20 protein-coding genes are annotated in these 26,765 nt (G+C 60.2%); 10 read left to right on the top strand and 10 right to left on the bottom strand.

Going from position 1 to position 26,765, the window contains the following annotated elements; translation table 11 throughout:
• Positions 1 to 96 precede the first annotated feature (96 nt).
• Positions 97 to 501 (top strand): TraR/DksA family transcriptional regulator, encoded by a 405-nt coding sequence (locus ABH909_RS21130; protein WP_429436683.1) that lies wholly within the window; start codon positions 97 to 99, stop codon positions 499 to 501.
• A 250-nt stretch (positions 502 to 751) separates the two neighbouring features.
• Positions 752 to 2,356, top strand: coding sequence for a methyl-accepting chemotaxis protein (locus tag ABH909_RS21125; RefSeq protein WP_429436680.1), 1,605 nt, complete (start codon positions 752 to 754; stop codon positions 2,354 to 2,356).
• Positions 2,357 to 2,381: 25 nt separating this feature from the next.
• Here the strand turns inward: ABH909_RS21125 and ABH909_RS21120 are convergent, their stop codons facing one another.
• The 3 genes from ABH909_RS21120 to ABH909_RS21110 all read right to left on the bottom strand — a co-directional run bounded on the left by ABH909_RS21120 (position 2,382) and on the right by ABH909_RS21110 (position 3,337).
• A complete protein-coding gene (locus tag ABH909_RS21120; protein WP_007907886.1) occupies positions 2,382 to 2,621 on the bottom strand; it encodes a DUF2789 domain-containing protein in 240 nt (79 codons plus the stop codon).
• Between the two features lie 78 nt (positions 2,622 to 2,699).
• Positions 2,700 to 2,930 carry a hypothetical protein gene (locus tag ABH909_RS21115; RefSeq protein WP_429436677.1) on the bottom strand — a complete coding sequence of 77 codons (231 nt, stop codon included), beginning with the start codon at positions 2,928 to 2,930 and terminating at the stop codon, positions 2,700 to 2,702.
• A 158-nt stretch (positions 2,931 to 3,088) separates the two neighbouring features.
• Positions 3,089 to 3,337 (bottom strand): hypothetical protein, encoded by a 249-nt coding sequence (locus ABH909_RS21110; protein WP_429440032.1) that lies wholly within the window; start codon positions 3,335 to 3,337, stop codon positions 3,089 to 3,091.
• 411 nt (positions 3,338 to 3,748) lie between these two features.
• On the opposite strand from ABH909_RS21110, the gene ABH909_RS21105 reads away from it, so the two are divergent.
• The 4 genes from ABH909_RS21105 (at position 3,749) to ABH909_RS21090 (ending at position 6,224) form a co-directional block, all read left to right on the top strand.
• Positions 3,749 to 4,219 (top strand): hypothetical protein, encoded by a 471-nt coding sequence (locus ABH909_RS21105; protein ID WP_429436675.1) that lies wholly within the window; start codon positions 3,749 to 3,751, stop codon positions 4,217 to 4,219.
• Positions 4,219 to 4,422 carry a hypothetical protein gene (locus ABH909_RS21100; RefSeq protein ID WP_429436672.1) on the top strand — a complete coding sequence of 68 codons (204 nt, stop codon included), beginning with the start codon at positions 4,219 to 4,221 and terminating at the stop codon, positions 4,420 to 4,422. Before ABH909_RS21105 ends, ABH909_RS21100 begins: the two co-directional genes overlap by 1 nt.
• A 119-nt stretch (positions 4,423 to 4,541) precedes the next feature.
• On the top strand, positions 4,542 to 5,558 hold the full coding sequence (locus ABH909_RS21095) for an ABC transporter substrate-binding protein (RefSeq protein WP_429436669.1): 1,017 nt from the start codon (positions 4,542 to 4,544) through the stop codon (positions 5,556 to 5,558).
• Between the two features lie 228 nt (positions 5,559 to 5,786).
• Entirely contained in the window at positions 5,787 to 6,224 is a 438-nt protein-coding gene (locus ABH909_RS21090; RefSeq protein WP_429436667.1) for a DUF3995 domain-containing protein, read from the top strand.
• Between the two features lie 168 nt (positions 6,225 to 6,392).
• Here the strand turns inward: ABH909_RS21090 and ABH909_RS21085 are convergent, their stop codons facing one another.
• The 7 genes from ABH909_RS21085 to ABH909_RS21055 form a co-directional block, all read right to left on the bottom strand.
• Entirely contained in the window at positions 6,393 to 6,755 is a 363-nt protein-coding gene (locus ABH909_RS21085; protein ID WP_008067690.1) for a Na+/H+ antiporter subunit G, read from the bottom strand.
• Positions 6,752 to 7,030 carry a K+/H+ antiporter subunit F gene (locus ABH909_RS21080; protein WP_429436664.1) on the bottom strand — a complete coding sequence of 93 codons (279 nt, stop codon included), beginning with the start codon at positions 7,028 to 7,030 and terminating at the stop codon, positions 6,752 to 6,754. Before ABH909_RS21080 ends, ABH909_RS21085 begins: the two co-directional genes overlap by 4 nt.
• Complete coding sequence (locus tag ABH909_RS21075) at positions 7,027 to 7,515, bottom strand: Na+/H+ antiporter subunit E (RefSeq protein ID WP_429436661.1); 489 nt, start codon at positions 7,513 to 7,515, stop codon at positions 7,027 to 7,029. The genes ABH909_RS21080 and ABH909_RS21075 overlap by 4 nt, the downstream gene beginning before the upstream one ends.
• A complete protein-coding gene (locus ABH909_RS21070) occupies positions 7,512 to 9,197 on the bottom strand; it encodes a monovalent cation/H+ antiporter subunit D (RefSeq protein WP_429436659.1) in 1,686 nt (561 codons plus the stop codon). The genes ABH909_RS21075 and ABH909_RS21070 overlap by 4 nt, the downstream gene beginning before the upstream one ends.
• Positions 9,194 to 9,538 (bottom strand): Na+/H+ antiporter subunit C, encoded by a 345-nt coding sequence (locus ABH909_RS21065; RefSeq protein WP_008029186.1) that lies wholly within the window; start codon positions 9,536 to 9,538, stop codon positions 9,194 to 9,196. The genes ABH909_RS21070 and ABH909_RS21065 overlap by 4 nt, the downstream gene beginning before the upstream one ends.
• The gene (locus ABH909_RS21060) at positions 9,538 to 12,468 is read right to left on the bottom strand and encodes a monovalent cation/H+ antiporter subunit A (protein WP_429436657.1); all 2,931 of its coding nucleotides are present in this window, start codon (positions 12,466 to 12,468) and stop codon (positions 9,538 to 9,540) included. The genes ABH909_RS21065 and ABH909_RS21060 overlap by 1 nt, the downstream gene beginning before the upstream one ends.
• Positions 12,469 to 12,743: 275 nt before the next feature.
• Entirely contained in the window at positions 12,744 to 13,748 is a 1,005-nt protein-coding gene (locus tag ABH909_RS21055; RefSeq protein ID WP_429440030.1) for a DMT family transporter, read from the bottom strand.
• Between the two features lie 15 nt (positions 13,749 to 13,763).
• Between ABH909_RS21055 and ABH909_RS21050 the strand changes: the two genes are divergently transcribed.
• The 4 genes from ABH909_RS21050 to ABH909_RS21035 all read left to right on the top strand — a co-directional run bounded on the left by ABH909_RS21050 (position 13,764) and on the right by ABH909_RS21035 (position 26,765).
• Complete coding sequence (locus ABH909_RS21050) at positions 13,764 to 14,327, top strand: helix-turn-helix domain-containing protein (RefSeq protein ID WP_429436654.1); 564 nt, start codon at positions 13,764 to 13,766, stop codon at positions 14,325 to 14,327.
• A 158-nt stretch (positions 14,328 to 14,485) separates the two neighbouring features.
• Complete coding sequence (locus ABH909_RS21045; RefSeq protein ID WP_429436651.1) at positions 14,486 to 15,913, top strand: FAD/NAD(P)-binding protein; 1,428 nt, start codon at positions 14,486 to 14,488, stop codon at positions 15,911 to 15,913.
• A gap of 523 nt (positions 15,914 to 16,436) precedes the next feature.
• Positions 16,437 to 18,107: a ShlB/FhaC/HecB family hemolysin secretion/activation protein gene (locus ABH909_RS21040; protein WP_429440027.1), complete on the top strand. Its 1,671-nt coding sequence runs from the start codon at positions 16,437 to 16,439 to the stop codon at positions 18,105 to 18,107.
• Positions 18,108 to 18,137: 30 nt separating this feature from the next.
• The gene (locus tag ABH909_RS21035; protein WP_429436649.1) at positions 18,138 to 26,765 is read left to right on the top strand and encodes a DUF637 domain-containing protein; all 8,628 of its coding nucleotides are present in this window, start codon (positions 18,138 to 18,140) and stop codon (positions 26,763 to 26,765) included.

The following is a 26,765-nucleotide window of genomic DNA, read 5'->3' as shown; positions in this document are numbered from 1 at the left end:
GCGCTTGGAATAAACGGCGCCTTTCCAATGAACGCTTCAGGTTCAACGGATCGCTCCCTAATTCGCCTTAATGCACGTTTTTTTATAGAGATATCAATGACAAAGGACAAGTTGCTGGCCATGCCGGCGGATGACTACATGAATGCCGAGCAACATGCTTTTTTCTCTGAGCTGTTGCAGAACATGAAAGTCGAAACCCATCAGCGCATCGAACAGAATCGCATCGCCATCGAAAGCCTGGACACCCCGGCCGATCCGGCTGACGCGGCTTCCGTCGAAGAAGAGCGCACCTGGCTGGTGAACGCGATCGATCGCGACCAGCGCATGCTGCCTCAGTTGGAACAGGCCCTGGAACGCATCAAGGAAGACAGCTTTGGCTGGTGCGACGACAGCGGCGAGGCCATCGGCCTGAAACGCCTGCTGATCAGCCCGACCACCAAGTACTGCATCGAAGCTCAAGAGCGTCACGAGCAGATCGACAAGCACCAGCGTCAGGCCTGATTCAATGAGGCAACCCATTGAAGGTGGGTTGCCTTGAAAAAGATCGCAGCCTTCGGCAGCTCCTACAGGTTTATGCGAACCCATGTAGAAGCTGCCGAAGGCTGCGATCTTTGCTTTTCGACATCTGCGAAAAATCTCACTCACTTCTGTTGATCTGCTGCAACCCCCACTACTAACGGACCATAGATAATGGCTTTGTAGTGGCGTTTAATGCGATCACAACAACTAGAAGACGTATGGGGTGACGAAGATGACGAGGGACGGATCTCTGGTTGGGGCAATGCCTGCACCAGTACTTTTGCCGAAAAACCTTTGGCTGACGCCGACCCTGCAAAGCATCGCCCTGATGCTCTTGTTGTGCGCCATGGTGTTGGCTGGCTGGTCGCTTTACCTTGGCCTGCCTTTGGCCGTGCTGATAATCTGGCTGCCGCGCCTGCGCTCGCGCACCCTCCCTGACGCAACCCCCGCAGACAGTTCCAGCGCCATCGCCGAATTGACTCGCGATCTTTCCTATACCACCAGTCATAACGCCTTGTCGGCTGCCGGCGTGGCCTATTCGGTCAAACAACTGGCGGACAAGCTGCAATCGCAACTCAACGCCGCGGCGCAGATTGTCAGCAGCGCTGAAGTGATGATCGTCACCGAACACGCTACGTCGACACTCAGTCGGGAAGCCTTGAGCGCGGCCAGCGAAGCCCATCAAAGCAGCGCGGCAGGGCGCACGGAATTGGTCGAGTCGATTGCGCGCATGCATCAACTCAGTGAGCGTGCCAGCAACAGTCGCGAGCTGATCGAAGCGCTGAGCCTGCGCAGCGACGATATCCAGCGAGTCACGCTGGTAATCCAGTCCATCGCCAGTCAGACCAATTTGTTGGCGCTGAACGCAGCCATCGAAGCGGCGCGGGCCGGCGAGCACGGTCGCGGTTTTGCGGTGGTGGCCGATGAGGTTCGCGGGCTGGCCGCGCGCACAGCGACGGCGACCGGTGAAGTCGGGGAGATGGTCGCCGACATTCAGCAACGCACCGCGCAAGTGGTGGAGCAGATTCGTCAATTGGCAAGCGATCTGAACACTGGTGTTGCGCAAGTCGAGCACACCGGGAAGCACCTGGAAAACATCGCGCGCCTGGCCGCAGGGGTCGAAAGGCAGGTCGGGGAAATCGCTCAGGGCGCAGACACCAACCGCGAACAACTGGACAGTCTGTTCCACGCTATCGAACAGATGCGCAGCGATCTGGCGATCAGCGACCAGCAGACCCAGCGGCTCGCCCAGGCAGCGGTGCAAATGGAAGGGCAGGCCGAAACCATCAGCGAGCGCCTGGCCGAAGTCGGACTGGATGACTATCACCAGCGGATTTACGACCTGGCCCGCGAAGGGGCGAGTCAGATAGCGGCACGCTTCGAAGCGGACATCGATCAGGGCCGGATCAGCCTCGATGACCTGTTTGATCGCAGTTACCAGACGATTCCCAACACCAGCCCAGCCAAATACCAGACCCGTTTCGATCGTTACACCGATCAGGTATTGCCGGCGATTCAGGAACCGTTGCTGCCGCGCCATGAAGGCCTGGTGTTCGCCATCGCCTGCACGCAGCAGGGTTATGTGCCGACCCACAACACCGTGTTCAGCCAGCCGCTAACCGGTGATGTGCAGGTCGATACCCTGCAAAACCGCACCAAGCGCAGGTTCGCCGACCGTACCGGGATCCGCTGTGGCAGCCATCAACAGGCCGTCCTGTTGCAGACCTACACCCGCGACACTGGTGAGTTGATGCACGACCTTTCGGTGCCGATCATGCTCAAGGGCCGGCATTGGGGTGGTTTGCGGTTGGGTTACAAACCGCAAAGTCCTCGCTGAGAGGCACGGCAATTGTTATCGGTTATCAGTGGATCTGGTGCATGCGCAGGTTCAGGTCATCGACCACATGCGCCCAATCGGCGTCTTCACGCAGTTGTTCTTTGAGGAAACCGGCTTGCTGCGGGGTCCAGAACTCGGCATCGATGAGTTTTTTGTCGTCAGCCAGGGGTGAATGACGGGCGATGAAATCGTCGATGGCCTTTTCGCTGGAGTCCAGGCCGAGCTGGTCGAACAGGCCTTTCAAATCATGTGTGGGTGAGTCCATCTTCATCTCCTTGCAGATAATCCGTCGCGTCGAGTGCAAGCAAAAGCAGGGATGAGCATAGACTGCAAATCCCGATGATCAGGCCTTCAATGCACCTTCATCGACGGCAAGCTTCAGCGCCTTGGCGGCATCCTGGGCGGCAACGGCCGCGACATCCGCGGTCTTGAACCAGCGATCCTTTTCGACCTGGTGATACGTCACAGTGGTCAACGGCGGTTTGGCGCGCATGATAATGACTGCCTGGAATTCGCCTTCGACCTCTCTGGCTTCGCCCCGGATAAAAAATTCACCGATATCAAATTCCGTCACGTAGCAGTCTTCCCTTGGAAATAGTTGTTGTGTTGAACGCCGTCCGGCCCTGGGGACGGGTTTCATTGGTCGGGCAGTATGGCAGTAGTTGCCTGCCGGCGGCTGAGTTAAGTCGCCGGTGTGACGAAACGTCTATAGAAGTGAATGCAGCAGGTGCCTCAACTGCTTGCCTCGAGCAAACGGGCAAGGGCGCAGGCATCGTTATGATTGCCGCGGAAACCTCTTACACGTCCGGTGGAAATTTCCCTGATATGGAAAAAGGCGTTGCCCGCCAATACCACCTGAAAACGTGGGAGCAGACGCTCTTGCGGCAGGAAGTCCTGCTGGTGGAGCCCCATCGAATGCAGAGATGACGAGCCGTTCGTGTGACGGGTGTGAGGCTGGGCAAAGTGAGTCAGTGTGCACATATGAAGTCCTTTTCGTGGTTTTACCGACGTGTGTACGTTGTTATGGGTAGTCTCGGTGAGCATCGCTGCTCTAGAATCGCCATCGATGGTTGGCGATTGGTGCCCATCTAAAGCAATTTTTTACTGGCGATATGTCGGAAAAGTGCTTTTTTTAAAGAGATTTTTCCCTAAAGTTGGTAATCCGGTTTTTATCTGGCCGTCAGAAGGGCGTTTTCCTTCAACATCTGACGACCGCCAGGCAAGACGACGTGAGGGATGTTCCAGTAATCTTCTCAAACCTCGCGATGAATGAGCCCTCTGCTCATTCCAGGATTCGACCCGGGTCATTTGGCTGCACCTCGGCATTGCCGCTTTTTTCTGCTGTGCGCGTTTCCTGCGTACGGCGTCATTTTCAGATGTGGGGATGTTTCCTTGGCAGTAAGTAATCTCGATATGCATGCTTTGTTCGTACTGGGTGATTTGCGCGCAAAGCTGGTTAAACAGTTTCAGTCACGTTTCGTCTACATCACCGAACAGAACGCTGAAGGCATTTACATTGCCGAGCTCGACACCGAAGCAGCGCTGGTGGTGGATGACAAGCCAGGGCTTAAACTCAAGGTCGGCGATCATTTCAGTGCTTCCGTATTGCCCAGTCGCGAAGGCGGCAAGCTGGACATCAAGTTCCGCGAAATCAAACTGACGGTGTACGGGCTGGGGGATTACGCATTCGTGACCACCGCAGACGGCCATGGCATTGTGTTCAAGGAAGGTCATAGCGTGGTGATGGTGTTCGCGGCCCATCAACAATTGCAGGATGGCCTGACCAAAACCCTGAAAGCGGTGACCGCCAAGGCCGCCAAGTGGCGCAAGGGCGAACTGGTGACCTTCAAGGCCAGTGAGTAATGACCCTGACCCGCGCCGATTTCCACGAACAGAACCAGGCCAGTGCGCACGCCGAGGCGCAGCGTCTGTTGGCTCAAAAGGCCGTTCTGCAGGGAGCCTGGCTGAGTTGGGTGGCATCACAGATCTACCTGTTGCGTCCGGCGGCGTACGCCAGCATGGTCAGAAGAGAGCTTGCGGGCCTGCAGGAAACTTCCGAAAATTAATCCTCGCCCCTCGAAAGCAGGAACCTCAACTACAGTCAGATGACTGAGTATTCAGAGGCTTGCGGTCTTCTTTGTCAGGCCATCCTGCTATTGCTGTGAACAGCGCGAGGTGCAAAAGCATGAGGGGATTTCGACGGTTATTGGCCGCTACCCTGGCCACGTTCAGTTTGTTGGCTTCACCCGCTCCGGTGTTTGCTGCCCAGGCACCGATTCATTTCGCCGACCTGAATTGGGAAAGCGGCAGCCTGATTACCGATATCCTGCGGATCATCGTCGAGAAGGGCTATGGCTTGCCGACCGACACCTTGCCGGGGACGACCATTACCCTGGAGACCGCGCTGGCCAACAATGACATTCAGGTTATTGGCGAGGAATGGGCCGGTCGCAGTCCGGTCTGGGTCAAGGCTGAGGCCGAGGGCAAAGTCATGGCCCTGGGCGATACGGTCAAAGGTGCTACCGAGGGCTGGTGGGTGCCGGAGTATGTGATCAAGGGCGACCCGGCCAAGGGCATCAAGCCAATGGCGCCGGATCTGCGCAGTGTCAGCGATCTGCCGCGCTACAAAGACGTGTTCAGAGACCCGGAAACCCCGGGCAAGGGGCGTTTTCTCAACAGCCCGATCGGCTGGACGTCGGAAGTGGTCAATAAGCAGAAGCTCAAGGCGTATGGGCTGGATGACAGCTATGTGAACTTTCGCAGTGGTTCGGGGGCGGCGCTGGACGCAGAGATCAGCTCGTCGATTCGTCGCGGCAAACCGGTTCTGTTCTATTACTGGTCGCCGACACCGTTGCTCGGCCGTTTCAAGCTGATTCAGTTGCAAGAGCCACCGTTCGACGCCGAAGCCTGGAAAACCCTGACCGACGCCGACAACCCCAATCCGAAACCGACGCGCTCGCTGCCCTCCAAGCTGTCCATCGGCGTATCCACGCCATTTCAAAAACAATACCCGCAGATTGCCGAGTTCTTCACCAAGGTCGATTTGCCAATCGATGCGTTGAACAAGGCCCTGGCTGACATGAGCGAAAAGCACACCCCGCCACGCCAAGCGGCAGAGGCCTTCATGAAGGCGCACCCGGACGTGTGGCGGGCCTGGGTGCCCAAGGATGTGGCGGATAAAGTTTCTGCGGCCCTGAAATAGAGGGGGTAGAGGACTGGATTGATCCCGGTATTCCTGGCCGACGCGAATCCAGTGTGGGAGCGGGCTTGCTCGCGAAAGCGGTTCATCAGTCACCTCCCGGTTGGATGTGCCGCCGTCTTCGCGAGCAAGCCCGCTCCCACAAGGGGAACTCCGTCAATGACGAATACCCTTACAAAAACGCGTAAGGAAGTTCATCCTGCTGCAACATTTCACACCGGATGCCTGAATATGAGTCTTTTGGTCGCGCAATGGATTGCCGCAATCTTTTTATTGATCAGCCTGGTCCACCTGTATTGGGCGGCGGGTGGCAAATGGGGCAGCGAGGCGGCGGTGCCGCGCGTGCCCGGGGAGGGCGGTGAGGCATCAAGGCCGGCGTTCAAGCCGTCGGGTTTTGGCACGTTGCTGGTGGCGGTGGGCTTGCTGCTGATCGCGATGCTGGTGTGCCTGCGGGTCGGGCTGTATCTGCCCACGGTGCATCATTGGTCGTTGCAATGGGTGATCAGCGCGATCGCGATGCTGATGTTCGCTCGGGCGATCGGAGACTCGAACCTGGTGGGGTTCTTCAAGCAGGTCAAAGGTTCGAAGTTTGCCGGGCTCGACACATGGGCGTATTCGCCGCTGTGCGTGGTGTTGGGGGCGGGGTTGTTGGCAGTGGCCTGGATCTGATTCGGTACAAGCAAGATCAAAGGATCGCAGCCTTCGGCAGCTCCTACATTGGATCGGCGTACGCTCTATAGGAGCTGCCGAAGGCTGAGATCTTTTGATCTTCGGCAGCTCCTACATTGGGTCGGCGTACGCTCTGTAGGAGCTGCCGAAGGCTGCGATCTTTTGATCTTAACTTCCGGTTTCCGTGCGCCGACTACTCACCTCAGCCGGCACATCATCTCCCGCCATGCGCTTGCGAAACAGCGCCGCCCGAGCCAGCAGCAGTGTGGTCACCGGCACGGTGATCGACAACAGAACCGGAATCAGCCAGGCATGCAGCACCGGTGCCGACTTGAGCGCCGAAAAATAAATGATCGAAGCCAGTGCCACGCACCACGCGCCCAAGGTAGAAGCCAGCGCCGGTGGATGCATGCGCTGGAAATAGTCCTTCATCCGCAGCAATCCGGCCGCGCCGATCAGCGTAAACAGGCTGCTGAGCACCAGCAGAATCGCCACCGCAATTTCCACCCACAGAGACAATTCAGGCCTCATTCGATCACCTCGCCACGCAGCAGGAATTTGGCCAGGGCGAACGAGCCGACGAAGCCGAACAAGGCGATCAGTAGCGCCGCCTCGAAATAAGTGTCACTGGCATAACGAATACCCAACGTGAGCATCATCAGCATGGCGATGATGTACAGGTAATCCAGCGCCAGAACCCGGTCCTGAGCCGATGGGCCCTGGAACAGCCGGATCAGCGTCAGAATCATCGCCATCGAAAAGATGAACAGGCTCAGCAGGATCGCGTTCGACAGCAATGGGCTCATTCGAAGATCTCCATCAAGGGGCGCTCGTAGGTCGCCTTGAAGTGCTGGATGAAGTGGCTTTCGTCGTCCAGATCAAAAACATGCACCAGCAGAATGCTGCGATCCAGCGCCAGTTCCGACCAGACCGTGCCGGGCACCACCGTGCAGATGATCGATAGCGCCGCCAGGCCGTTGGCATCGCGCAAATCCAGCGGCACCTTGATGAACCGCGAGCGAGGCGCACGACGGCCTGCGTTGAGCACGCCCCAGGCCACGGCGAGGTTGGACACGATCACGTCGCGCCCGACCAGCAAGAACAAACGCAGAATTACCCCTGGCCGACGAATACGGACCAGCCGCGGCCGTAGCTTGCGCATCATCAGTGGGGCACAGAGCCCTAATATCGCGCCCAGCAGCAGATTGCCGGGGCTCATTGACAGGTTCAACACCAGCCACAGCAGCCACAACGCTAGCGACAGCCACGGTGCAGGAAACAGGCGCTTCATGGTTGCACCTCCAACAGTGCTGCCGTGGCTTGCGGATTCGGAATCACACGGGTTTCGAGCACCGCCATCACGTATTGCTGCGGGTTGTTCAATGCATCGGCCGCCGCTTGGGTGTAGCGCAGCAGTGGTTCAGCCTTGAACGTCAACGCAATGCTCAGCCCCAGCAGAATGACGATCGGCGCACATTCCAGGCGCCGCAACAAGGGTGATGGACGTTCTTGCGGGGTCCAGAAACGCTGGATCCCCAAACGTGAGAAAGCGATCAACGAGGCCAACCCGGACAAGATCAACAGAACGAGAAAACTCCACGCGCCGTTCGAAACCGGTTCGTCGCCGCCATTACCCAGACCCAACGGATTGAGCAGGGCGCTGAGCAGACTGAGTTTGCCGATAAACCCGGAAAGCGGCGGCATGCCGATGATCAGCAGGGCGCAGGCGATAAAGCTCAAACCGAGAAACGCCATGGTCCAGGGAATCACCTGTCCGACCACGGCTTTGCGGTCGTCATCGAGGTTGAAGCCTTTGGGCGGATATAAGGATTCCAGGGGCCGTGGCAGCAACTCTCCTTCATCGAACAGCGGCATTTCATTGGCCGACCGCGAGCGTTCGATCAATTCGGCCAGCAGGAACAGCGCGCTCAAGGCCAGGGTCGAGCTGACCAGATAGAACAGCGCCGCGCCGATCAGGTTCGGCTGGGCGAAACCGATGGCCGACAACAGGATGCCTGCCGATACCAGAATGCTCAGGCTGGCCATGCGCTCCAGGCGTTGCGCGGCGAGGATCGCCACGGCGGCGCAGACGATGGTCGCCATGCCGCCGTAGATCAGCCAGTCGCCACCGAAGTAAGCGGATGCCCCGGCCTGGCCGGAGAACAGCAGCGTCCACAGGCGCAGTAAGGTGTAGACGCCGACCTTGGTCATGATCGCGAACATCGCCGCCACGGGCGCGCTGGCCGCGGAGTAGGCCGGCACCAGCCAGAAGTTCAGCGGCCACATCCCGGCCTTGGCCAGGAACGCCACCGCCAGAATGGCCGCGCCGGCATGCAGTAAGCCGCGATCGGCTTCGGGCACCAGTGGGATTTTCAGTGCCAGGTCGGCCATGTTCAGCGTGCCGGTGACGCCGTAGATCAACGCCGCGCCAATCAAAAACAGCGACGAGGCCAGCAGGTTGATCGAGATGTAATGCAGCCCCGATGACACCCGCGCCCGGCCCGAACCGTGCAGCATCAGCCCGTAAGAGGCGGCCAGCAGCACTTCGAAAAACACGAACAGGTTGAACAGGTCTGCTGTCAGGAAGGCGCCGTACAGGCCCATCAACTGAATCTGGAACAGCGCGTGGAAACTCGACCCGGCACCGTCCCAGCGGGCCATGGCGAACAGCAACGCGCTGACACCGATGATTCCGGTCAGCACCAGCATCAGCGCCGACAAACGATCGACCACCAGCACAATACCGAACGGCACCTGCCAGTTGCCCGGCAGGTACACACCGATGGAGCCCGGTACGCCGGTGGTTTGCGTCCATTGCAGCAGCATCACGGCAATGCCCAGCCCCAGCAGGCTGGAGAACAGATTGATTTTGGCCTTTAGCGGGCGGTGTTTCTCACCCAGCATCAGCATCACCGCGGCGGTCAGCAGCGGTAGCAGAATGGGGGCTGCGATCAGGTGCGCCATTGGATTCATTCTTTAGGCTCCCGGCCATCCACATGGTCGGTACCGGTCAGGCCCCGGGAGGCGAGCAGCACTACCAGGAATAACGCGGTCATGGCGAAGCTGATGACGATCGCGGTCAGCACCAACGCTTGCGGCAACGGGTCGGTGTAGTGCAGCAAATCCTGCGGCACGCCGTCCTTGATGTTCGGCTCCTTGCCGATGAACAGGCTGCCCATGCTGAAGATGAACAGGTTGACGCCGTAGGACAGCAGGCACAGGCCCATGACCACCTGGAATGTCCGTGGCCGCAGCACCAGCCACACACCGGACGCGGCCAGCACGCCAATGGCGATTGCGATGACTTCTTCCATCAGATGGCTCCTTGCGTGACAGCTGCTTTGGCCACGGACTTGGGTTGCGCGCTGGTTTTATGACCGCGTACCGATTGGTGGGCGAGGGCGGTCAGAATCAGCAGCGTCGAGCCGACCACCACGGCGTACACACCAATGTCGAAGAACAGCGCGCTGGCGATGTGAATCTCGCCGAGCAGCGGCAATGCGAAATGCCAGGTGTGAGTGGTAAGGAATGGATACCCGGCCGCCATCGCCCCGAGCCCGGTGACCGTAGCGAACAGCAGCCCGGTGCCCATCCAGCGCAGCGGCCGCAGGCTCATTTGCGCCTCGACCCACTGGGTACCAGCGACCATGTATTGCAGGATGAACGCCACCGACATCACCAGACCGGCGACGAAACCGCCACCGGGTTGATTGTGCCCGCGCAAGAACAGGTAGACCGACACCACAAATGCAATCGGCAGCAGCAGACGCACCAGCACCGCTGGCACCATCATGAAACCGAGCGCGGTGTCGCTGGCGTGACGCGGGTTGACCAGATCGGTGACCACGTCGGGTGCCAGCAAGCGCTGTTGGGCCGGCAGCTGCAGGCTTTCTTTCGGTGGACGGAAGCGTCGCAGCAGGGCAAACACGGCCAGGGCCACCGCCACCAGCACGGTGATTTCGCCGAGGGTGTCGAAGCCACGAAAATCCACCAGCATCACGTTGACCACATTGCTGCCGCCGCCTTCGGGCAGGGCGCGACTGAGGTAGAACGAGGAAATGTCGTTTGGCGTCTGGCGTGTCAGCATCGCGTAGGACAGCAGCGCCATGCCGCCACCGACCGCGATCGACAGCAGCAAGTCGCGGATACGGCGGATGCGTGCCTTGCGCAGGCTGCTCGGCAATGGTGACACCTCTTCGATCCGTCGTGGCAGCCAGCGCAGGCCGAGGAGGATCAACACCGTGGTCACCACTTCCACCGCCAATTGCGTCAGGGCCAGATCCGGCGCCGAGAACCAGACGAAGGTCACGCAGGTCATCAGGCCGCAGACGCTGACCATGGTCAGGGCCGCGAGCCGGTGATACTTCGCTTGCCACGCCGCGCCAAGAGCACAGGCAATCGCCAGCAGCCAGAGGGTCACGAACACGATCGAACCCGGAATTTTCGGCCGGTCACCCCAGCTCAGGCTGCTGTGCAGCATCGGGATCAACCCGGCCAGTACGGCGGCGAGCACTACCAGGAACAATTGGGTTTGCAGGCGCCGGGTGCTGATCCGCCGCTCCAGACGACGGGCCAGGCGCATCATGATCACCAGGCCGCGCTCGAACAGGCGCTTGCCGTTGAAATGGCTGATCACCGGCGGGTGCGAGAAGCGCCCGCGCTTGAGCTGATTGCGCAACAGCAGATAGAGGATGATGCCGCAGGACATGGCGATCAGGCTCATGATCATCGGCGCGCTCCAGCCGTGCCAGATCGCCAGGCTGTACTCGGGCAGCGTACCGCCCACCACTGGCAATGCCGCCGCCGCGAGCAACGGGCCGACCACTTGAGCGGGGAAGATCCCCACCACCAGACAGGTAAACACCAGCAATTCCACCGGCGCGCGCATCCAGCGTGGCGGCTCGTGCGGGGTGTGCGGCAGGTCGGTGGCGGTCGGGCCGAAGAACACATCGACAGTGAAGCGCAGGGAGTAGGCGACGCTGAACGTCCCGGCGATGGTCGCGACGATCGGCAGGGTCATCTCGATCCAGGCCGTCGCGTTGATGAACACGGTTTCGGCGAAGAACATCTCTTTGGAGAGGAAACCGTTGAGCAGCGGCACGCCGGCCATGGACGCACTGGCGACCATGGCCAGGGTGGCGGTGAACGGTATCAGTTTGATCAGGCCGCTGAGTTTGCGAATGTCCCGGGTGCCGCTTTCGTGGTCGATGATTCCGGCGGCCATGAACAGCGAGGCCTTGAACGTGGCGTGGTTGAGAATATGGAACACCGCGGCCACGGCGGCTAGCGGACTGTTCAGGCCCAGCAGCAACGTGATCAGGCCCAGGTGGCTGATGGTCGAGTAAGCCAGCAGGCCCTTGAGGTCGTTCTGAAACATTGCGCAGTAAGCGCCGAGCAACAGCGTGCAGGCGCCGGCCCCGCTGACGATGTAGAACCATTCTTCACTGCCGGACAGCGACGGCCACAGGCGTGCGAGCAGAAACACGCCGGCTTTGACCATGGTCGCCGAGTGTAGATACGCCGAGACCGGTGTCGGCGCAGCCATGGCGTGGGGCAGCCAGAAGTGGAAGGGGAATTGCGCACTTTTGCTCAAGGCGCCGATCAGGATCAGGGGCAGCAGAATAGGGTAGAGGGCATGTACGCGAATCAGATCGCCGGCGGCCAGGACCTTGTCCAGGTCATAGCTGCCGACCACATGGCCAAGCAGCATGACCCCCGCCAGCAAACACAAACCACCGGCACCGGTGACCATCAACGCCATATAGGCGCCACGTCGCGCATCGGCGCGGTGGTGCCAGTAGCCGATCAGCAGGAATGAGAAGAGGCTGGTCAGCTCCCAGAAAAATACGATCTGGATCAGGTTGCCGGAGATCACCAACCCCAGCATGGCGCCCATGAACGCCAGGAAAAACGCGAAGAAACGCGGCACCGGATCATCCGGCGACATGTAGTAGCGGGCGTATAGCGAAACCAGCGTGCCGATGCCCAGCACCAGCATCGAGAACAGCCAGGAGAAACCGTCCATGCGCAGCACGAAGTTCAGGCCCAGGCTGGGTAGCCAGAAGAACTCTTCGCGGATCACGCCGCCATCGGCGATTTGCGGGTACAAGAGCGCGACCTGGACGGTGCCAATCAGGGCCACCAGGCCAGCCAACAGCGATTCGGTGTTACGCGCGTTGTGCGGCAGCAAGGCTGCCAGACAGCTGCCGATAAAAGGCAGAAGCAGTAGAACTATCAGAGACATAGGCTTCTAATCTGCGGAAGTTTGTGAAGCATCATACGTGCCAGTTCCCTGATCACCAAACGCCAAGCTGTCGCAGAATCCTACAAGATAGACGGAAAAATCCGGATTCATGTTGTTTCAGGGAGCGCGATTTCGCCTGTCCCGGCCCCTTCGCGAGCAAGCCCGCTCCCACATTAGGATTTCGGTGCGACACCCATTGTGTGTACACCGCAGATCCCCTGTGGGAGCGGGCTTGCTCGCGAAGACGATCTATCAGGCGCCGCAGATATCGGGTCTTACCCTAGCGTTTCCCGCTCCAAATCCTCTTGCGCCGCAACAACCTTACCCTTGGTCTTCAACTCACTGACAATCACCGCCGCGACAATCAACCCCGCGCCCACCAACGCAATCGCCGGCAACCGCTCCCCGGCGATCCGCCCGACAATCCCGGCCCACACCGGCTCTCCGGCGTAGATCAGCGTCGCCCGGGTCGGCGAAACACTCTTCTGCGCCCAGTTCATCGCCACCTGAATCGCCGCACTCGCCGCGCCCAGGCCCAATGCGCTGCACAACAGCAACCAGGAGAACTCCGGAATCACTTCCTGAGTCGGCACCACCATCAGAAACGCCAGCACCGAAGTCACCGCCAGTTGCACCACCGTCACCCGGCGCACGTCGACCTGACCGGCATAGGTGCTGATCAGAATGATCTCTGCCGCGATTGCCACGGCGCTGATCAATGTGGCGATTTCACCGGGGCTGAAATTGAACGAAGCGCCGGACGGCCCCGACAACAGCATCAACCCGGTGAAGGCCAGCATGATCCCGATGCTCGGCATCAACCCCGGCCGCCGACCCAGCACCAGCCATTGCAGCAACGGCACGAACGGCACATACAGCGCGGTAATAAACGCCGACTGACTGCTGGGGATGCTCTGCAAACCCACGGTCTGCAAGCCGTAACCGAGCATGATCGCCACGCCGATAAACGCCCCGGCCTTGAGTTCGAACAGGGTCAGTGCGCGCAGATGACGCCAGGAGAACAGGGCAACGAGAATCGCTGCCGCGGCAAAACGCAGACCGACGAAAAACATCGGCCCGCTGACGGTCATTGCATGCTGCACCAGCAAAAAGGTCCCGCCCCAGACCATGGTGATCAGCACCAACACGCACTCAGCTTTGCTGAACCGTGAGAAACGGGAGGAAGCAGGGGAGGAGTTCACCGACGTCATGACCTTGCACGCTACCTGAGGGAGACGCACAATGCGCCGGAAGTTGGGCAGTATACTGCGCAACACCATCAAGTGAGCAATATAGTGCACAAAGATTCCACCCAACGGGCGTCGGTTCTCCAGCACGTCAGCCAGAACGTCCGACGTCTGCGCCACGCCGCAGGCCTGAGCCAGAGTGCCCTGGCCGAAAAGTCCGGGGTCAGCCGTCGCATGCTAGTGGCCATCGAGGCGGGCGAAAAGAATGTCAGCCTGACCACCCTCGACCGCGTGGCCGAAGCGCTGGACGTCGCCTTCAGCGACTTGATCCAGGCCCCGGAAGCCCGCGACCCGAGTCGCATCAACGAACTGGCCTGGGCCGGCACGATCCCTGGCAGTAAAGCGGTGTTGCTGGCCAAAGCTACCGCCACTCGTGAAGTGGAACTCTGGGAATGGCGCCTTGAGCCAGGCGAGCATTACCCCTCGGAGCCGGATGCCGATGGTTATAGCGAACAGATTTATGTGTTTGAAGGCAGCCTGACGTTGATGCTGGGAGGTCAACCACAGAAAATCGCCGCTGGTGAGTTCTTCATGTTCGCCAGCAATCAGCCCCATTCCTACCGCAACGAGGGTGATGTGGCGGCGCGGTTTGTGCGTAATGTGGTGATTTGATTGTGCAGTGATCAGCACCGGATACTGTTGGTTCAAGCTGCAAGTGTTTCTCTGAATATTGTTTAACTGTTTGAAATATAAAGATTGTAGTCGGAACGACTCCAGCGAAAAAAGCGATCTGCACGACTTCTATCCAAACATTGACCAGTGAGAACGCCATGACTGACACCCCAAGCGGACAGGCGACCAAACCCATCCGCCACGCGGATATCCTGATCATCGGTGGTGGCCTGAGCGGCACGATGCTGGCGGCGCAGTTGTTGCGTTTGCCGGGCAAGCGTCAGGCGCTGGTGATCGAGCCCCGCGCCGAACTCGGTCGGGGCGAGGCCTATAGCGCGGTCGAACTGGGGCATACGCTTAACGGCAACGCGGCGCGCATGAGTGTCGATCCCGACAACGCTGATGATTTGACCCAATGGCTCACCGAACACATCGCGGCGGGTGGATGGCCGGAGTCGGATCAGCAACATGTGCCAGTCAGTGAGTTGTTCCCGCCGCGTGGGCTGTTTGGGGTCTATGTGCAGCAGCGTCTGGCCGAAGCGCAAGCAGTGGGTGAGCGGCACGGTTCGACCGTCGAACATGTGCGTGCCGAAGTGGTGGACCTGCAAACCCGGGACGATTCAGTGCAATTGACCTTGAGTGATGGGCAACGCCTGCAAGGCGCCTATGCGGTACTGGCCACCGGTATGTTCCCCGTCGCACGCACGCCGCAGACCGAATCCAGTGGCCTGAACGCCGCCGCCCTTGATCCGTGGGATGTGGCCACCATGCGCCAGCTCGATCCGCAGTCGACGGTGCTGATCATCGGTTCCGGGCTGACCATGGTCGATGCCGTGGTGTCGCTGGAGCAGGCCGGGCATCGCGGGCCGATCGAAGTGTTTTCCCGTCATGGTCTGCTGCCTCACGTGCGTAGGCAGCCGCCGGCCTGGGCGGATTTTTTGGCCGAGGATCACAGCATTCGCACACCGCGTCAGCTGATGCGCGAACTGCGTCGGCATTGCCGCGACGCCATCGCCCAAGGCATCGACTGGCAAGCGCCACTCGATACGGTGCGGGCGCACATCGGGCGGTTGTGGAGTCAGGCGACGGACGTGCAACGCCGGCAATTCGTGCGCCATGTGCGGCCGTGGTGGGAGAGCCATCACCATCGCTCTCCGCCGTTGAGTGCCGAGTTGGTGGCGCGGCTACACGGGGAAGGGCGGTTGCGGATTCATGCTGCATCGTTCAAAGGGTTGGAGCCTTCGTTGAGCGGTGGGGTGAGTATCCGCATCCGTCGCCGTGGCGAGGCCGAAACCTGCGTGGTGCATGGCGCGGCACTGATCAATTCCAGCGGCATCGAATACGACTGGCGGCGGGTGGCGAGGCCATTGCCGCAGCAGCTATTGGCACGCGGGTTGGTGCGGCCGGGGCCATTGGCGTTGGGCATTGCGGCAGCGGATGACGGCGCGGTGTCAGGCGCTGATGGGCAGGTCGCCAACCGTTTGTTCGCCATGGGCCCGCCGCTGCGCGGGATGTGGTGGGAGAGCACGGCAGTGACCGACGTGGCGAGCCAGGCCAAGTCACTTGCGGCGCGGTTGGTGGTTTGACCGAAAGCTGGAGGGGCTTTTCGGGCCTCTTCGCGGGCAAGCCCGCTGCCACATTGGATCTCAGGCGTACACAGACAGTGTTCACCGAAGATCCCCTGTGGGAGCGGGCTTGCTCGCGAAGAGGCCAGTACAGTCATTACAACGCTCAGGCCACTAAACAAGCATTGTTTAAACGACACTCTTTTCCACGTCGACCCGAGGTCGATAACGAAACCCTGCTGGCCGCAACCCAACGGGGGCAAGCCTCTCGCTGCTGTATCGAGCCCGCCGTGTGGTTCAGTTGGTCTGACACAATTGATATTAATTTCCTTGTCGGCTGAATTTTTCAAAATGTGTGCGGTCTGTTTACCGTCCATGATGGCTGGCGTCATTTAGCCAGTATTTCTGACATCAATTTCAGGGCGTCTACGACCCTTCTCCTGCGGGCATTGATTTGCGCCCTCAGCACTTTATGACATGGAGCGTTATGTTTATCTCCCCACGGATGTGGCCGGTGCTGTGCGCGCTATTGTTTAACCTGAGTATGCAGAGCAGCACCTATGGCGCGAGCCTGCCAACGCCGGGTGACCAGGACCTGATCCGCGATCGCCAGAACCGCCTGATCGAAGAACAACAGCGTCGACTGGAAGAACTCAAGGAACTGCCGGGCAAGCCAACATTGCCCGCAATACCGGGCGCCCCGGCGGATACCCGTTGCTTTCCTATCAAAGACATCGAACTCAAGGGCGCCGACAGTCTGTCCGCTGCCGACCGCGAGCGCTTGCTCAAGCCTTATATCGGTCAATGCCTGGGCGTCTCGCAACTCAACGAATTGCTCAAGGTCATCACCGACTATTACATCGGCAAGGGCATGATCACCAGCCGCGCTTACTTGCCGCAGCAAGACCTCTCCAGCGGCCACTTAAGTGTGTTTGTAGTCGAGGGCAAACTCGAAGGTTTGAAGGGCGCTGACGACAGCCATATCTCCGATCGGGAACTGTCCATGACCTTCCCCGGTAAAACGGGCGAATTGCTCAATCTTCGTGAAATAGAACAACTGGTGGATCAGTTGAACCGCTTGCCCTCCAACCAGGCGCAAATGGAACTGACCCCCGGCGTTCAGGTCGGCGGCAGTAACGTGCTGGTCAAGAACACCCCGCAAAAGCCTTGGCGTGCCAACCTCTCACGTAACAACGACGGTCAGAAAAGCACCGGTGAACAGCAGTGGGGCGCAGGCTTTGAGTGGGACAGCCCGCTGGGGATGGCCGACCAGTTGATGTTGCGCGGCGGCCATGACGCGTTGAGCGATCACCAGAAAACCTCGAAAAACGCCATGCTCTATTACAACGTGCCTTGGGGCTGGTGGAACTTCAGTTATACCTACAGCCAGAGCGAATACCGCTCCCAGGCCCAAGGCAATGGTTTCAACTTCAGCCAGAGCGGCGACAGCGAGAATCATCAATTTCGCGCCGAGCGCCTCGTCCATCGCGATGCGGTGAGCAAAACGTCGATCAATGCCGGCTTCGCCCATCTGCGCACTAACAACTACATCGAAGATAGCCGCCTGGATAACAGCAGCCAGCGTATTACCGAAGCCCAGTTGGGTATCAACCACGGCCGGCGTATTGGCCAGTCGTTCGTCAACCTGGACCTGGGCATGCAGCAGGGCATAGGCGCGCTGGATGCACAAGGCAACGACCAGCGTCGTGATGATGCCGGCAATCTTACCGCCAACGCTCGCTATCGAAAGTACACCGCCACGGCCAGTTACCTGTTGCCGTTCAACTGGCTGGGCGAGTCCTTCACGTTCAGCAGCCTCGCCACGGGCCAGCGCAGCGAAGACGTGTTGTTCAGCCCGCAACGCATCAGCCTGGGTGGCAGTTCATCGGTGCGTGGCTATAAAGACCAGTTTTTATCCGGAGACAGCGGCGGCTACTGGCGCAACGAATTGCGCTGGACCCGCCCGGTGACGGTCGATTGGCTGCGCCCGGCACTGAGCGAGTACGGCACCAGTGTCGGCTATGACCAAGGCGTGATCAGCAATGACCGATACAACAGCGAAGTGCATGGCCGAATGTCCAGCAACTCTCTGGAACTCTTCGCCCGTGGCAAGTACCTCGCCACTCGCGTGACGTTCGCCCACTCACTGGAACGCCCCACCGTGCTCACCGAGCGCGAGGCGCCGATCTATTTCCAGGTCGACCTGTTTCTTTAATTCATTTGTTATCGCGTCGAGATTCTGAATATGGACGTTCACCAGCTTGCCTTTCTGTCCCGCCAGCCTTCGGCTGCCGTGGCCCCTCGCACGCACTTCCTGGGCATGCCCAAACGCTGGCTGGCATTGCTGCTGGCGAACGTCATGTTCTGGCAGCCGATCTGGGCCCAGGCCGAAGGCATCGCCGTCAGTGGCAACACCCAGACCGGCATAGGGCAGGCCGGCAACGGCGTACCGGTGATCAATATTGCCGCGCCCAACGCTGCCGGGCTCTCGCACAACCAGTTCAAGGATTACAACGTCGGTCGCCAGGGCGTGATCCTCAACAACGCGACAAACGCAGTGCAGAACACCCAACTGGGCGGCCACATTCTGGGCAACAGCCAGCTCGGTGGACGGGCAGCCGGCACCATTCTCAACGAAGTCAACGGCGGTAGCCCCAGCCAGCTCAACGGCTACACCGAAGTGGCAGGCCAGTCAGCTCGGGTCATCATCGCCAACCCTTACGGCGTGAGCTGTAACGGTTGCGGCTTCATCAACACGCCGCGTGTGACCCTCAGCACCGGCAAGCCTGTACTCGACGGCAGCGGCAAGCTTGATCACTTCGAGGTTGATGGCGGCAGCATCACCATCGATGGCATGGGGCTTGATGCGGCCAACATTGATCAATTCGACCTGATTACCCGTTCGGCGAAGATCAACGCAGACATCCATGCCCGGCAATTGAATGTCATTACCGGTGCCAACAACGTCAACGCCGACAGCTTGGCCACTACCCCTCGCGCGGCCCGTGATGCCGACAAGCCTCAACTGGCAATCGATGCGGCGGCGTTGGGCGGGATGTATGCCAACACCATCAAACTGGTGGGCACCGAGCAGGGCGTCGGGGTCAAGCTGGCGGGCAACATGGCCGCCAGTGCCGGCGATATTCAAATCGATGCCGGTGGCCATCTGAGCATCGCGCAGACATCGGCCCAAGGTGCCTTGCGGGTCAACGCGCAGAGTGTCGAGATGACCGGCAAGGCTTACGCCGGCAGCGTCGATGTACGTACGCCCGGCGAGCTGGTCAACCGGCAGAGTCTGGCCGCTCGCAACCGCATCGACATCAATGCCGACAAACTCAGTAACTCCGGCGTGATTGCCGCGGGCATCGAGGCCGATAACAGCCGCAACACCACGGGCGACCTGAGCATCACCAGCCCCTCCGTGACCAACAGCGGCAGTCTTGAAGCCAGTCGCTCGTTGAGTATCCGTGCGAGCACAACCCTGACCAATCAAGGCGTGGTTCAGGGCGCGGCGGTCGATCTGACCAGCGCCCGGGTTACCAATCAGGGCGCTGCTGCGCGAATCGTCGGTGAGCGGTCGCTGGTGATCACTACACCCGCCATCGTCAACCTGGCAGGGGTGATCCGCTTTGGCGCGGGGCAGGCGGCGTCCTTGCAACTCGACAGCCTGGACAACCGCGAAGGCCTGATCCAGGTGCTGGGCGGCAGCCTGACAATCACCGCCCGCCAGCTGGATAACCGTGGCGGGCAAATCGACGCTGGCGGCCTCATCGTCGATACCACCACGCTTGATAATCGCGCCGGCCTGCTTTCTGCCAGCGCCGGTAATGCGCGGGTGAACACCCGCGGCAGGTTCGATAACACTTCGGGCACTCTCCAGGCGCAAAACCAGCTTTCAGTCACGGGCCAAGAGGTCATCAACCAGGGCGGCAGGCTGCTGGCGGTCAACGGTGACCTCGATCTGCAAGCCTCGAGCCTCGATAACCAGCTCGGCAGCGTGCTGGGGACCAAGGTCAGCATTCGCGCGCCGGGTGGGCAGGTCGACAACCGCGGCGGGAAAATCGTCGGCGAGCGCGTTGATCTGAACGCCTCGGGGCTCGACAACAGCAACGCGGGGCTGCTGGCGGCAGGCGCCCAGGGCATGAGCCTGATCTTCGATCCGGCGGCCATCAAGGCGCAGTTGCTCAATAACAAAGGGCGCATTCAGAGCGACGGCGGCCTTTTGCTGCAAGGTGGCTGGCTGGACAACAGCGCGGGCACAGTGCTCGGTAAAACCATCCAGGTCGATGCTCAACGCCTGATCAACAACGGCAAGGGCGCACTGGTCAGCAATGGCGGCGACGTTGTCCTGAATGTCAGCAACCTGTTGAGCAATCTGACCGGTGTGATCGACGCCGGCAACAACACGGCCACCGTCACCGGCGCGAGCCTGATCGATAACCAGGGCGGCACGATTCGCGGCCAGCGACTGGACCTTCAGGCGAGCACTTTGCTCAACGGTCAGAAGGGGCAACTGGTCGCAGGGACTGGCGGGTTGACCTACCGCGGGAACCGACTGGACAACAGCGGCGGCGTTATTCTCGCCGACGGTGGGCTTGCCAGCCTGAAGCTCGGTAAGGGCAGCATCGGCAACCTGGGCGGCACGATCCAGGGCGACAGCGTCGAGGTGACCGCCAGCAATCTCGATAACAGCAGCGACGGCACCAAGGCCGGCATGATCTCCAGCCTGGCGGGCGAACTGAAGCTGACCGTCGATTCACTGACCAGCCGCGCCGGCAAACTCTTCGCCAAGACCGCGCTGGTGTTCAAAGGCTCCACGCTGGACAACAGCGGCGGACAGCTCAGTGGCAACACCGTGGACCTGACGGCCGACCAACTGACCAACCAGGGCGGACTGATCGAATCCAACACCTGGCTTGCACTCCAGGGCGGCACGCTGGACAACAGCGCTTCGGGGCGAATCCGTGCGCTGGGCAACAACGTCAGTACTCTTCGCGTCTCTACAGACGACATCAGCACGCTCGATTTCAGCGACACCGTCAATAACCACAACGGCACCATCGAGGTCGGTAACTCGTCGTTCAGTTTCAAATCCAGCTCGCTGGATAACCGTACCGGGACCCTCGAACACGCCAACACCGGGTTATTTACCCTGCACCTTGATCGCCTGACCGGTGCCGGTGGTGATATCACCGGCCTGGGCAGCGGCGACTGGAACTTTGGCGCAGTGAATGGGCTGGGGCATGCACAGCTCAACGAGGCCCTGACTTACACCAGCGATTTGCTGACGCTTCAGTCTGGCGATCGCCTGGCCAGCAGCACGGCACTGGTGCTCAACCTTGGTAGCCTGAGCAACGGCGGCGAGCTGCTCAGCGATGGCGACCTCACGCTGAACCTTACGGGCGATCTGTTCAACAGCGGTCGGTTATCCGCGCAAAAAATGCTGGCTATCACCGCCCATGATGTCCGCCAGAACGGCGGACGCATGGGGGCCGGCACCGACACACGCCTCAACCTGAGCGGTACGCTGGATAACCTCGGTTACCTGACTGCCCGCCAGAACCTGCGCATCGACGCGGCGCAAATCGACAACCACGGCACACTGGGTGCCCAAGGCAAAGTCAACCTCACCGCCACCGGCGGCATCACCAACGGCGCCGATACATTGCTGTTCAGCGGCGGCGACATGACCCTGCGCGCCAGTAGCCTGCTCAACGGGTATGGCGACCTCTACAGCGCCGGCAATCTAAGTTTCGCCGGCATCGACGGCGCCGCCGCGCAAAGCTTCAGAAACCTCTCCGGGACCGTCGAAAGCCAAGGCAACATCAGCCTTCACGCCGTCTCGCTGGAAAACGCCAAGGCCGAATTCGAGCTGGAACAACAACGGGTAAGCGGCACCTTGAGGTGGGCGTGCAGCCAACACTGTGGCGGACATGACTCCTTCAAACGCGGCTGGATCACCATCGGCCAAACGTTCATCGAGCGCGCCATCAAAGACTCTGCTTCGGCGCGCCTGGTTGCAGGCAAAGACCTCAACATCCAGGCCTCAAGCGTGCAAAACCGCTACAGCCTGCTGGCCGCCAACAACAACCTGACCATCATTGCCGATGACCTGCTCAACCAGGGCGCGTCCACTCGCACCGGGCAGAACACCATCGTGATCCGTACACCGAGGCGCATTTCCACCGGTTATTGGGATCAGATGGAGTACGTCGACGTCCCGGCCTTCAACGCGGCCGTTGCCGCCGGGAACTACGACGACGCCCGCTTCGAACTGCTGAAATCGCGTTCCAGCGACAGCCGCTTCCAGGAGCGCAGCAACGTCACCGTCTGGACCGACAACCCTGAGCCGACCTACGCCGCCACGATTCAGGCCGGCGCCACCGTCAACTTCAGCGTCACGCGTACCGTGCAAAACGGAACGCTGCACCAGAACACGCTCGAACAACTGACCGGTACGCTGGGCGACGACCAGACGGGCATCGGGGTTGGCGAGATCAATATCAACCTCAACCCGCAGGCGACCAGTGCCACCGCCGTGACGCCTGCCGCTGTGCAACCCATCGAGCGTATCGCGGCGGATGGCAGCGTACAGACCGTCTTCAAACCGGTGGATTACAGCGGGCTACCTTTCACCTCCGTGGACCCGACGGCCGGGCCGAATTTCCAAACGCCCAAGGGCGATTACGGGTTGTTCATCAAGAACCCCGACCCGACCAGCCGCTACCTGATCGAGACCAACCCGAACCTCACGAACCTGTCGCAGTTCTTTGGTTCGGACTACCTGCTCAAGCAGTTGAACGTCAACGCCGACAGCACTTGGCGTCGACTCGGCGATGGCCTTTACGAGCAGCGCCTGATTCGCGATGCGGTGCTGGCGAAAACCGGCCAGCGGTTTCTCGCCGGCGGTTTGACCAGCGATTACGAGCAATACCGCTACCTGATGGATAACGCCCTCGCCAGCAAAGACGCACTGCGCCTGAGCCTTGGCGTCTCGTTGACGGGCGAGCAGGTCAGCGCGCTGACCCATGACATTGTCTGGATGGAAAACCGCATCGTCGACGGGCAAAAAGTCCTCGTGCCGGTGCTGTACCTGGCCCAGGCGGATAACCGCAACGTACGCGGCAGCAGCCTGATCCAGGGCCGGGACTTGAACCTGTTCACCGGCGGCGATCTGGTCAACGTCGGCACGCTTCGCGCCAGCAACAACCTCAACGTCCAAAGCGCCGGCAGCGTCTACCAGGGCGGGCTGGTCGAGGCTGGCAACGACCTGCAAATGCTGGCGCAAGACAGCATTCGCAACGCCATGGCCGGCGAGATCCGCGCCAGCCAGGTCAGCCTTGTCGCGCTCAAGGGCGACATCATCAACGACCGCACTGCGATTCAGGTTCGTGACGGCGCCGGCATGCGCACCCTGACCGATGCGGGCAGCAGCATCAGCGCCCGGGAAAACCTGGCCGTTGCGGCCGGCCGCGACCTGACCAACCACGGCGCCTTGAGCAGTGGCGGCAACGCGACCCTGACAGCAGGCCGGGACATCAACCTGGCGGCCAAGACCGATACCAGCGAGAAACACGAATTCAGCGACGGCGGCCACAAGTCGAGCATCACCACTGACGTGAAGAACCTCGCCGCGACCGTTACTGTCGGCGGCGACCTGACCGTGGATGCGGGCCGCGACGTCAATGTCATCGCCAGTCAGGTCAAGGCCGGGAACAACCTGACCGTCAAGGCCGGCCAGGACTTCAACGTGACCTCTGCCGACGACATCCACAACGTCGCCAGCAAAACCAAGGACGGCAAAAAACGCATCACCGAAGAAAACGACCGCACCACCCAGGCCGCCAGCATCCTGAGTGCGGGCAACAACTTCAACGCCCAGGCCGCTCGTGACATCAACCTCATCGCCAGCAAGATCAGCGCCGGCAACGAAGCGTATCTGTACAGCGGCAACAAGCTGAGCCTGCTGGCCGCGCAGGACAGTACGCATACGCTGTATGACATGAAGGAGAAGGGTAACTGGGGCGCCAAGAAGGCCCAGCGCGATGAAGTCACTCAGATCACCCACGTCGGTACCGAGATCAACACCGGCGGCCGTCTCACTCTCGCCAGTGCCGGCGATCAGCGCTACCAGGTCGCCAAGCTCAACAGTGGCAAAGACCTGATCCTTGAAAGCGGCGGTGCCATCGCCTTTGAGGGGGTCAAGGACTACCACGACGAAAGCCACACCAAGAGCAAGAGCGACCTGGCCTGGACCAGCTCCAAGGGCAAGGGCAATACCGATGAAACGTTGCGTCAGAGCACGCTGATTGCCCAAGGTTCGTTGGCCATACGGGCTGTCGATGGGCTGAAAATCGACATCAAACAGATCAATCAAAACACCGTCAGCCAGACCATCGATGCGATGGTCAAGGCCGACCCGCAACTGGCCTGGGTCAAGGAAGCGGAAAAACGCGGAGATGTGGACTGGCGCCAAGTGAAGGAGGTGCATGACTCCTTCAAGTACAGCCACTCCAGCCTGGGCCAGGGCGCGATGCTGGCGATCATCATCATCGTGACGATCCTCACCGCAGGTGCGGCCAGTGGTCTGGCTGGCGCGGCGGCCGGGGCTCAGGCCGGCACCGCCTCCGCCATGGCGGCGGCGACGACTGCCGAGGCCGTGGCCGCCGGGGCGACCTATGTAGGGGCTGGTTGGGGCAACGTCATGGCCACGGCGGCGATGACTTCCATGGCCAGCACGGGTGCCGTTAGCGTCATCAACAACAAGGGTAATCTGGGCGCGGCTGTTAAAGACACTTTCAGCAGCGACAGCCTGAAAAATGCCGCCATTTCCGGGATGGTCGCAGGGTTTACCACCGGCGTGATCGACCCGAAATTGGGCGGGACAACCAAGCCTTACAACAGCATCACCAAGGGTTTTGACTTATCCACCCTTGAGGGCATAGGTGGTTTCGCCGTGCATGCCGGCGCACAAGGCGTTACCTCAGGCGTGGTCAAAACCGCAGTCAACGGCGGCAGCCTGGGCGATAACCTGGTCGATGAACTCGTGGCCCAGGCCGGGACCGTTGCCGCGGCAGTGGGGTTCAGCCAGGTCGGCAGCTTCGCTCAGAAAGAGTACCTCAAGGCTGCGGCCAATAAAGACTCGGTCGGCATGGCGCTGTGGGCCGAGGGGGGCGCCGGACGAACCGCGCTGCACGCCATGATGGGCGGCGCGATGTCCTCGGCCACCGGCGGCGACTTCGCGACCGGTGCAGTGGCCGCCGGTGCCAGCCAGGCCATGGCTGGCGCTTTAAATGATGTCTTCAAAACGCAGCCGGAATATCGCGAGGCCGCCGCACAAATCGTCGGCCTGACCGCCGCCGGTCTTGCCGGTAAAGATGTCGAGAAAGCGGCCTGGGTTTCGCTGATGGCCGATCAGTACAACCGTCAGCTTCATCCGGACGAAATCCCGCTTCTGAAGAAACAGGCGGACAGTCTGGCGAAGGAAGCCGGACTCAGCCCTGCAGAAGCGGAAAGACGCCTGGCCAAAGCGCTGGTGTATTACACCGACAAAGACTGGAACGGTGTGCTGAGTGGCCAAGGTGCTGCGCCCGATGCTGTGACGGTCAAACACTTGGGCATCGCGCTTTCACCGCTGGGCGCCACGTACGCACCCGCAGCAGCGACGGATATTCCGGCAATCGGTCCCGCGAAAACCTACACACCCACCGAAACCGCCGCGTTAATCGCCAACTACAGCAGCACCCATGCGGCGCAGTACGCGGACAACTCAATCAATGCCATCAACCTGCAAGGGCTATTCACAGGCGATCTCGGTTATGAATACGCCAATTACTACCGCAAGAACCTGGCGGGCGGCCCGGGCCTGACGGATTGGGGAACGGTAAGCGGCAGCACCCAAGGTGCGGGGAAGGCATTGTCGGAGGCAGCGGGTTCGGCGTGGGCTTTGCTGAGCAATCCGGCGCAAGGCAGCGAACAAATCGTCAATGGCCTGGCAGGGCTGACCAAACACCCGGTCGACTCTTTGATGAGCAGCGTCGAGGCGAGCCAAACCAAAATGGCGTTGGCGAGCCTCTATGACATGCAGGGCAACACCGCCGCCAGCGCCGCGATCCGTGCGCAAAGCGATGTTGAATTTGCGTTGAACTTCCTTCCGGTGAACCGGGTTAAGACGCTGGCGAAGTTGGGGGCGGCAGGCAGAGCGGTTGATAGTGCCGAGCTTGCCTCACTTCCAGCGGGTTATCGTCGGGTCGTTGATGCCAAGACCGGTAATACTGAAGTCGTTGGCGCTGATGGGGGCTTTTATTACGAAACCGCCGAGGGTGGACTCAAGCCGAAGGCTGGGGGTAGTCTGGCGGAGTTGGTTGCGGGTGAGACGAGGGTTACGGGAGTAAAAGGCAGCGGCTCGGACGCTCCATATAATCCCCAAACGGTAAGAGTTGATCTTGAAACTACTTATGGTCGCGACAATGTTATCTCATCAACAGTTCCACCAATTGACGGAAGGAACGTCCATCTGGCAGGGCAGCGCCATCCAGTAACTGGAGTCGTTTTTGATAATAGAGGATTCCCCATTTTTGATGATGTCGCTACATTTGATACGAGGATTTCAAATGATTTATTTAAAGCGGCAAGTTATGAACAGCAAATGAAACTTGCAACGAAGGATTTGTTTGGGGCGATTCAACAGGGGCAAGTGAAAAAATCTAGTTTTTCCGCCAAACAGTTGCAGCAGATTGAAATGGGCGCTAGGAAAATTGATGGTTACACATGGCATCACCATCAGGATAACGGCCGAATGCAATTGATTCCTGAGATGGTACATAAAAAGACGGGGCATATCGGTGGCGAAGCTATGGGAGGAGGAATGTAA

Source organism: Pseudomonas sp. BS3782 TE3695, assembly GCF_050435305.1.
GTDB lineage: Bacteria > Pseudomonadota > Gammaproteobacteria > Pseudomonadales > Pseudomonadaceae > Aquipseudomonas.
The sequence above is the reverse complement of the archived record's forward strand: the minus strand, read 5'-3'. Positions and strand labels throughout refer to the sequence as shown.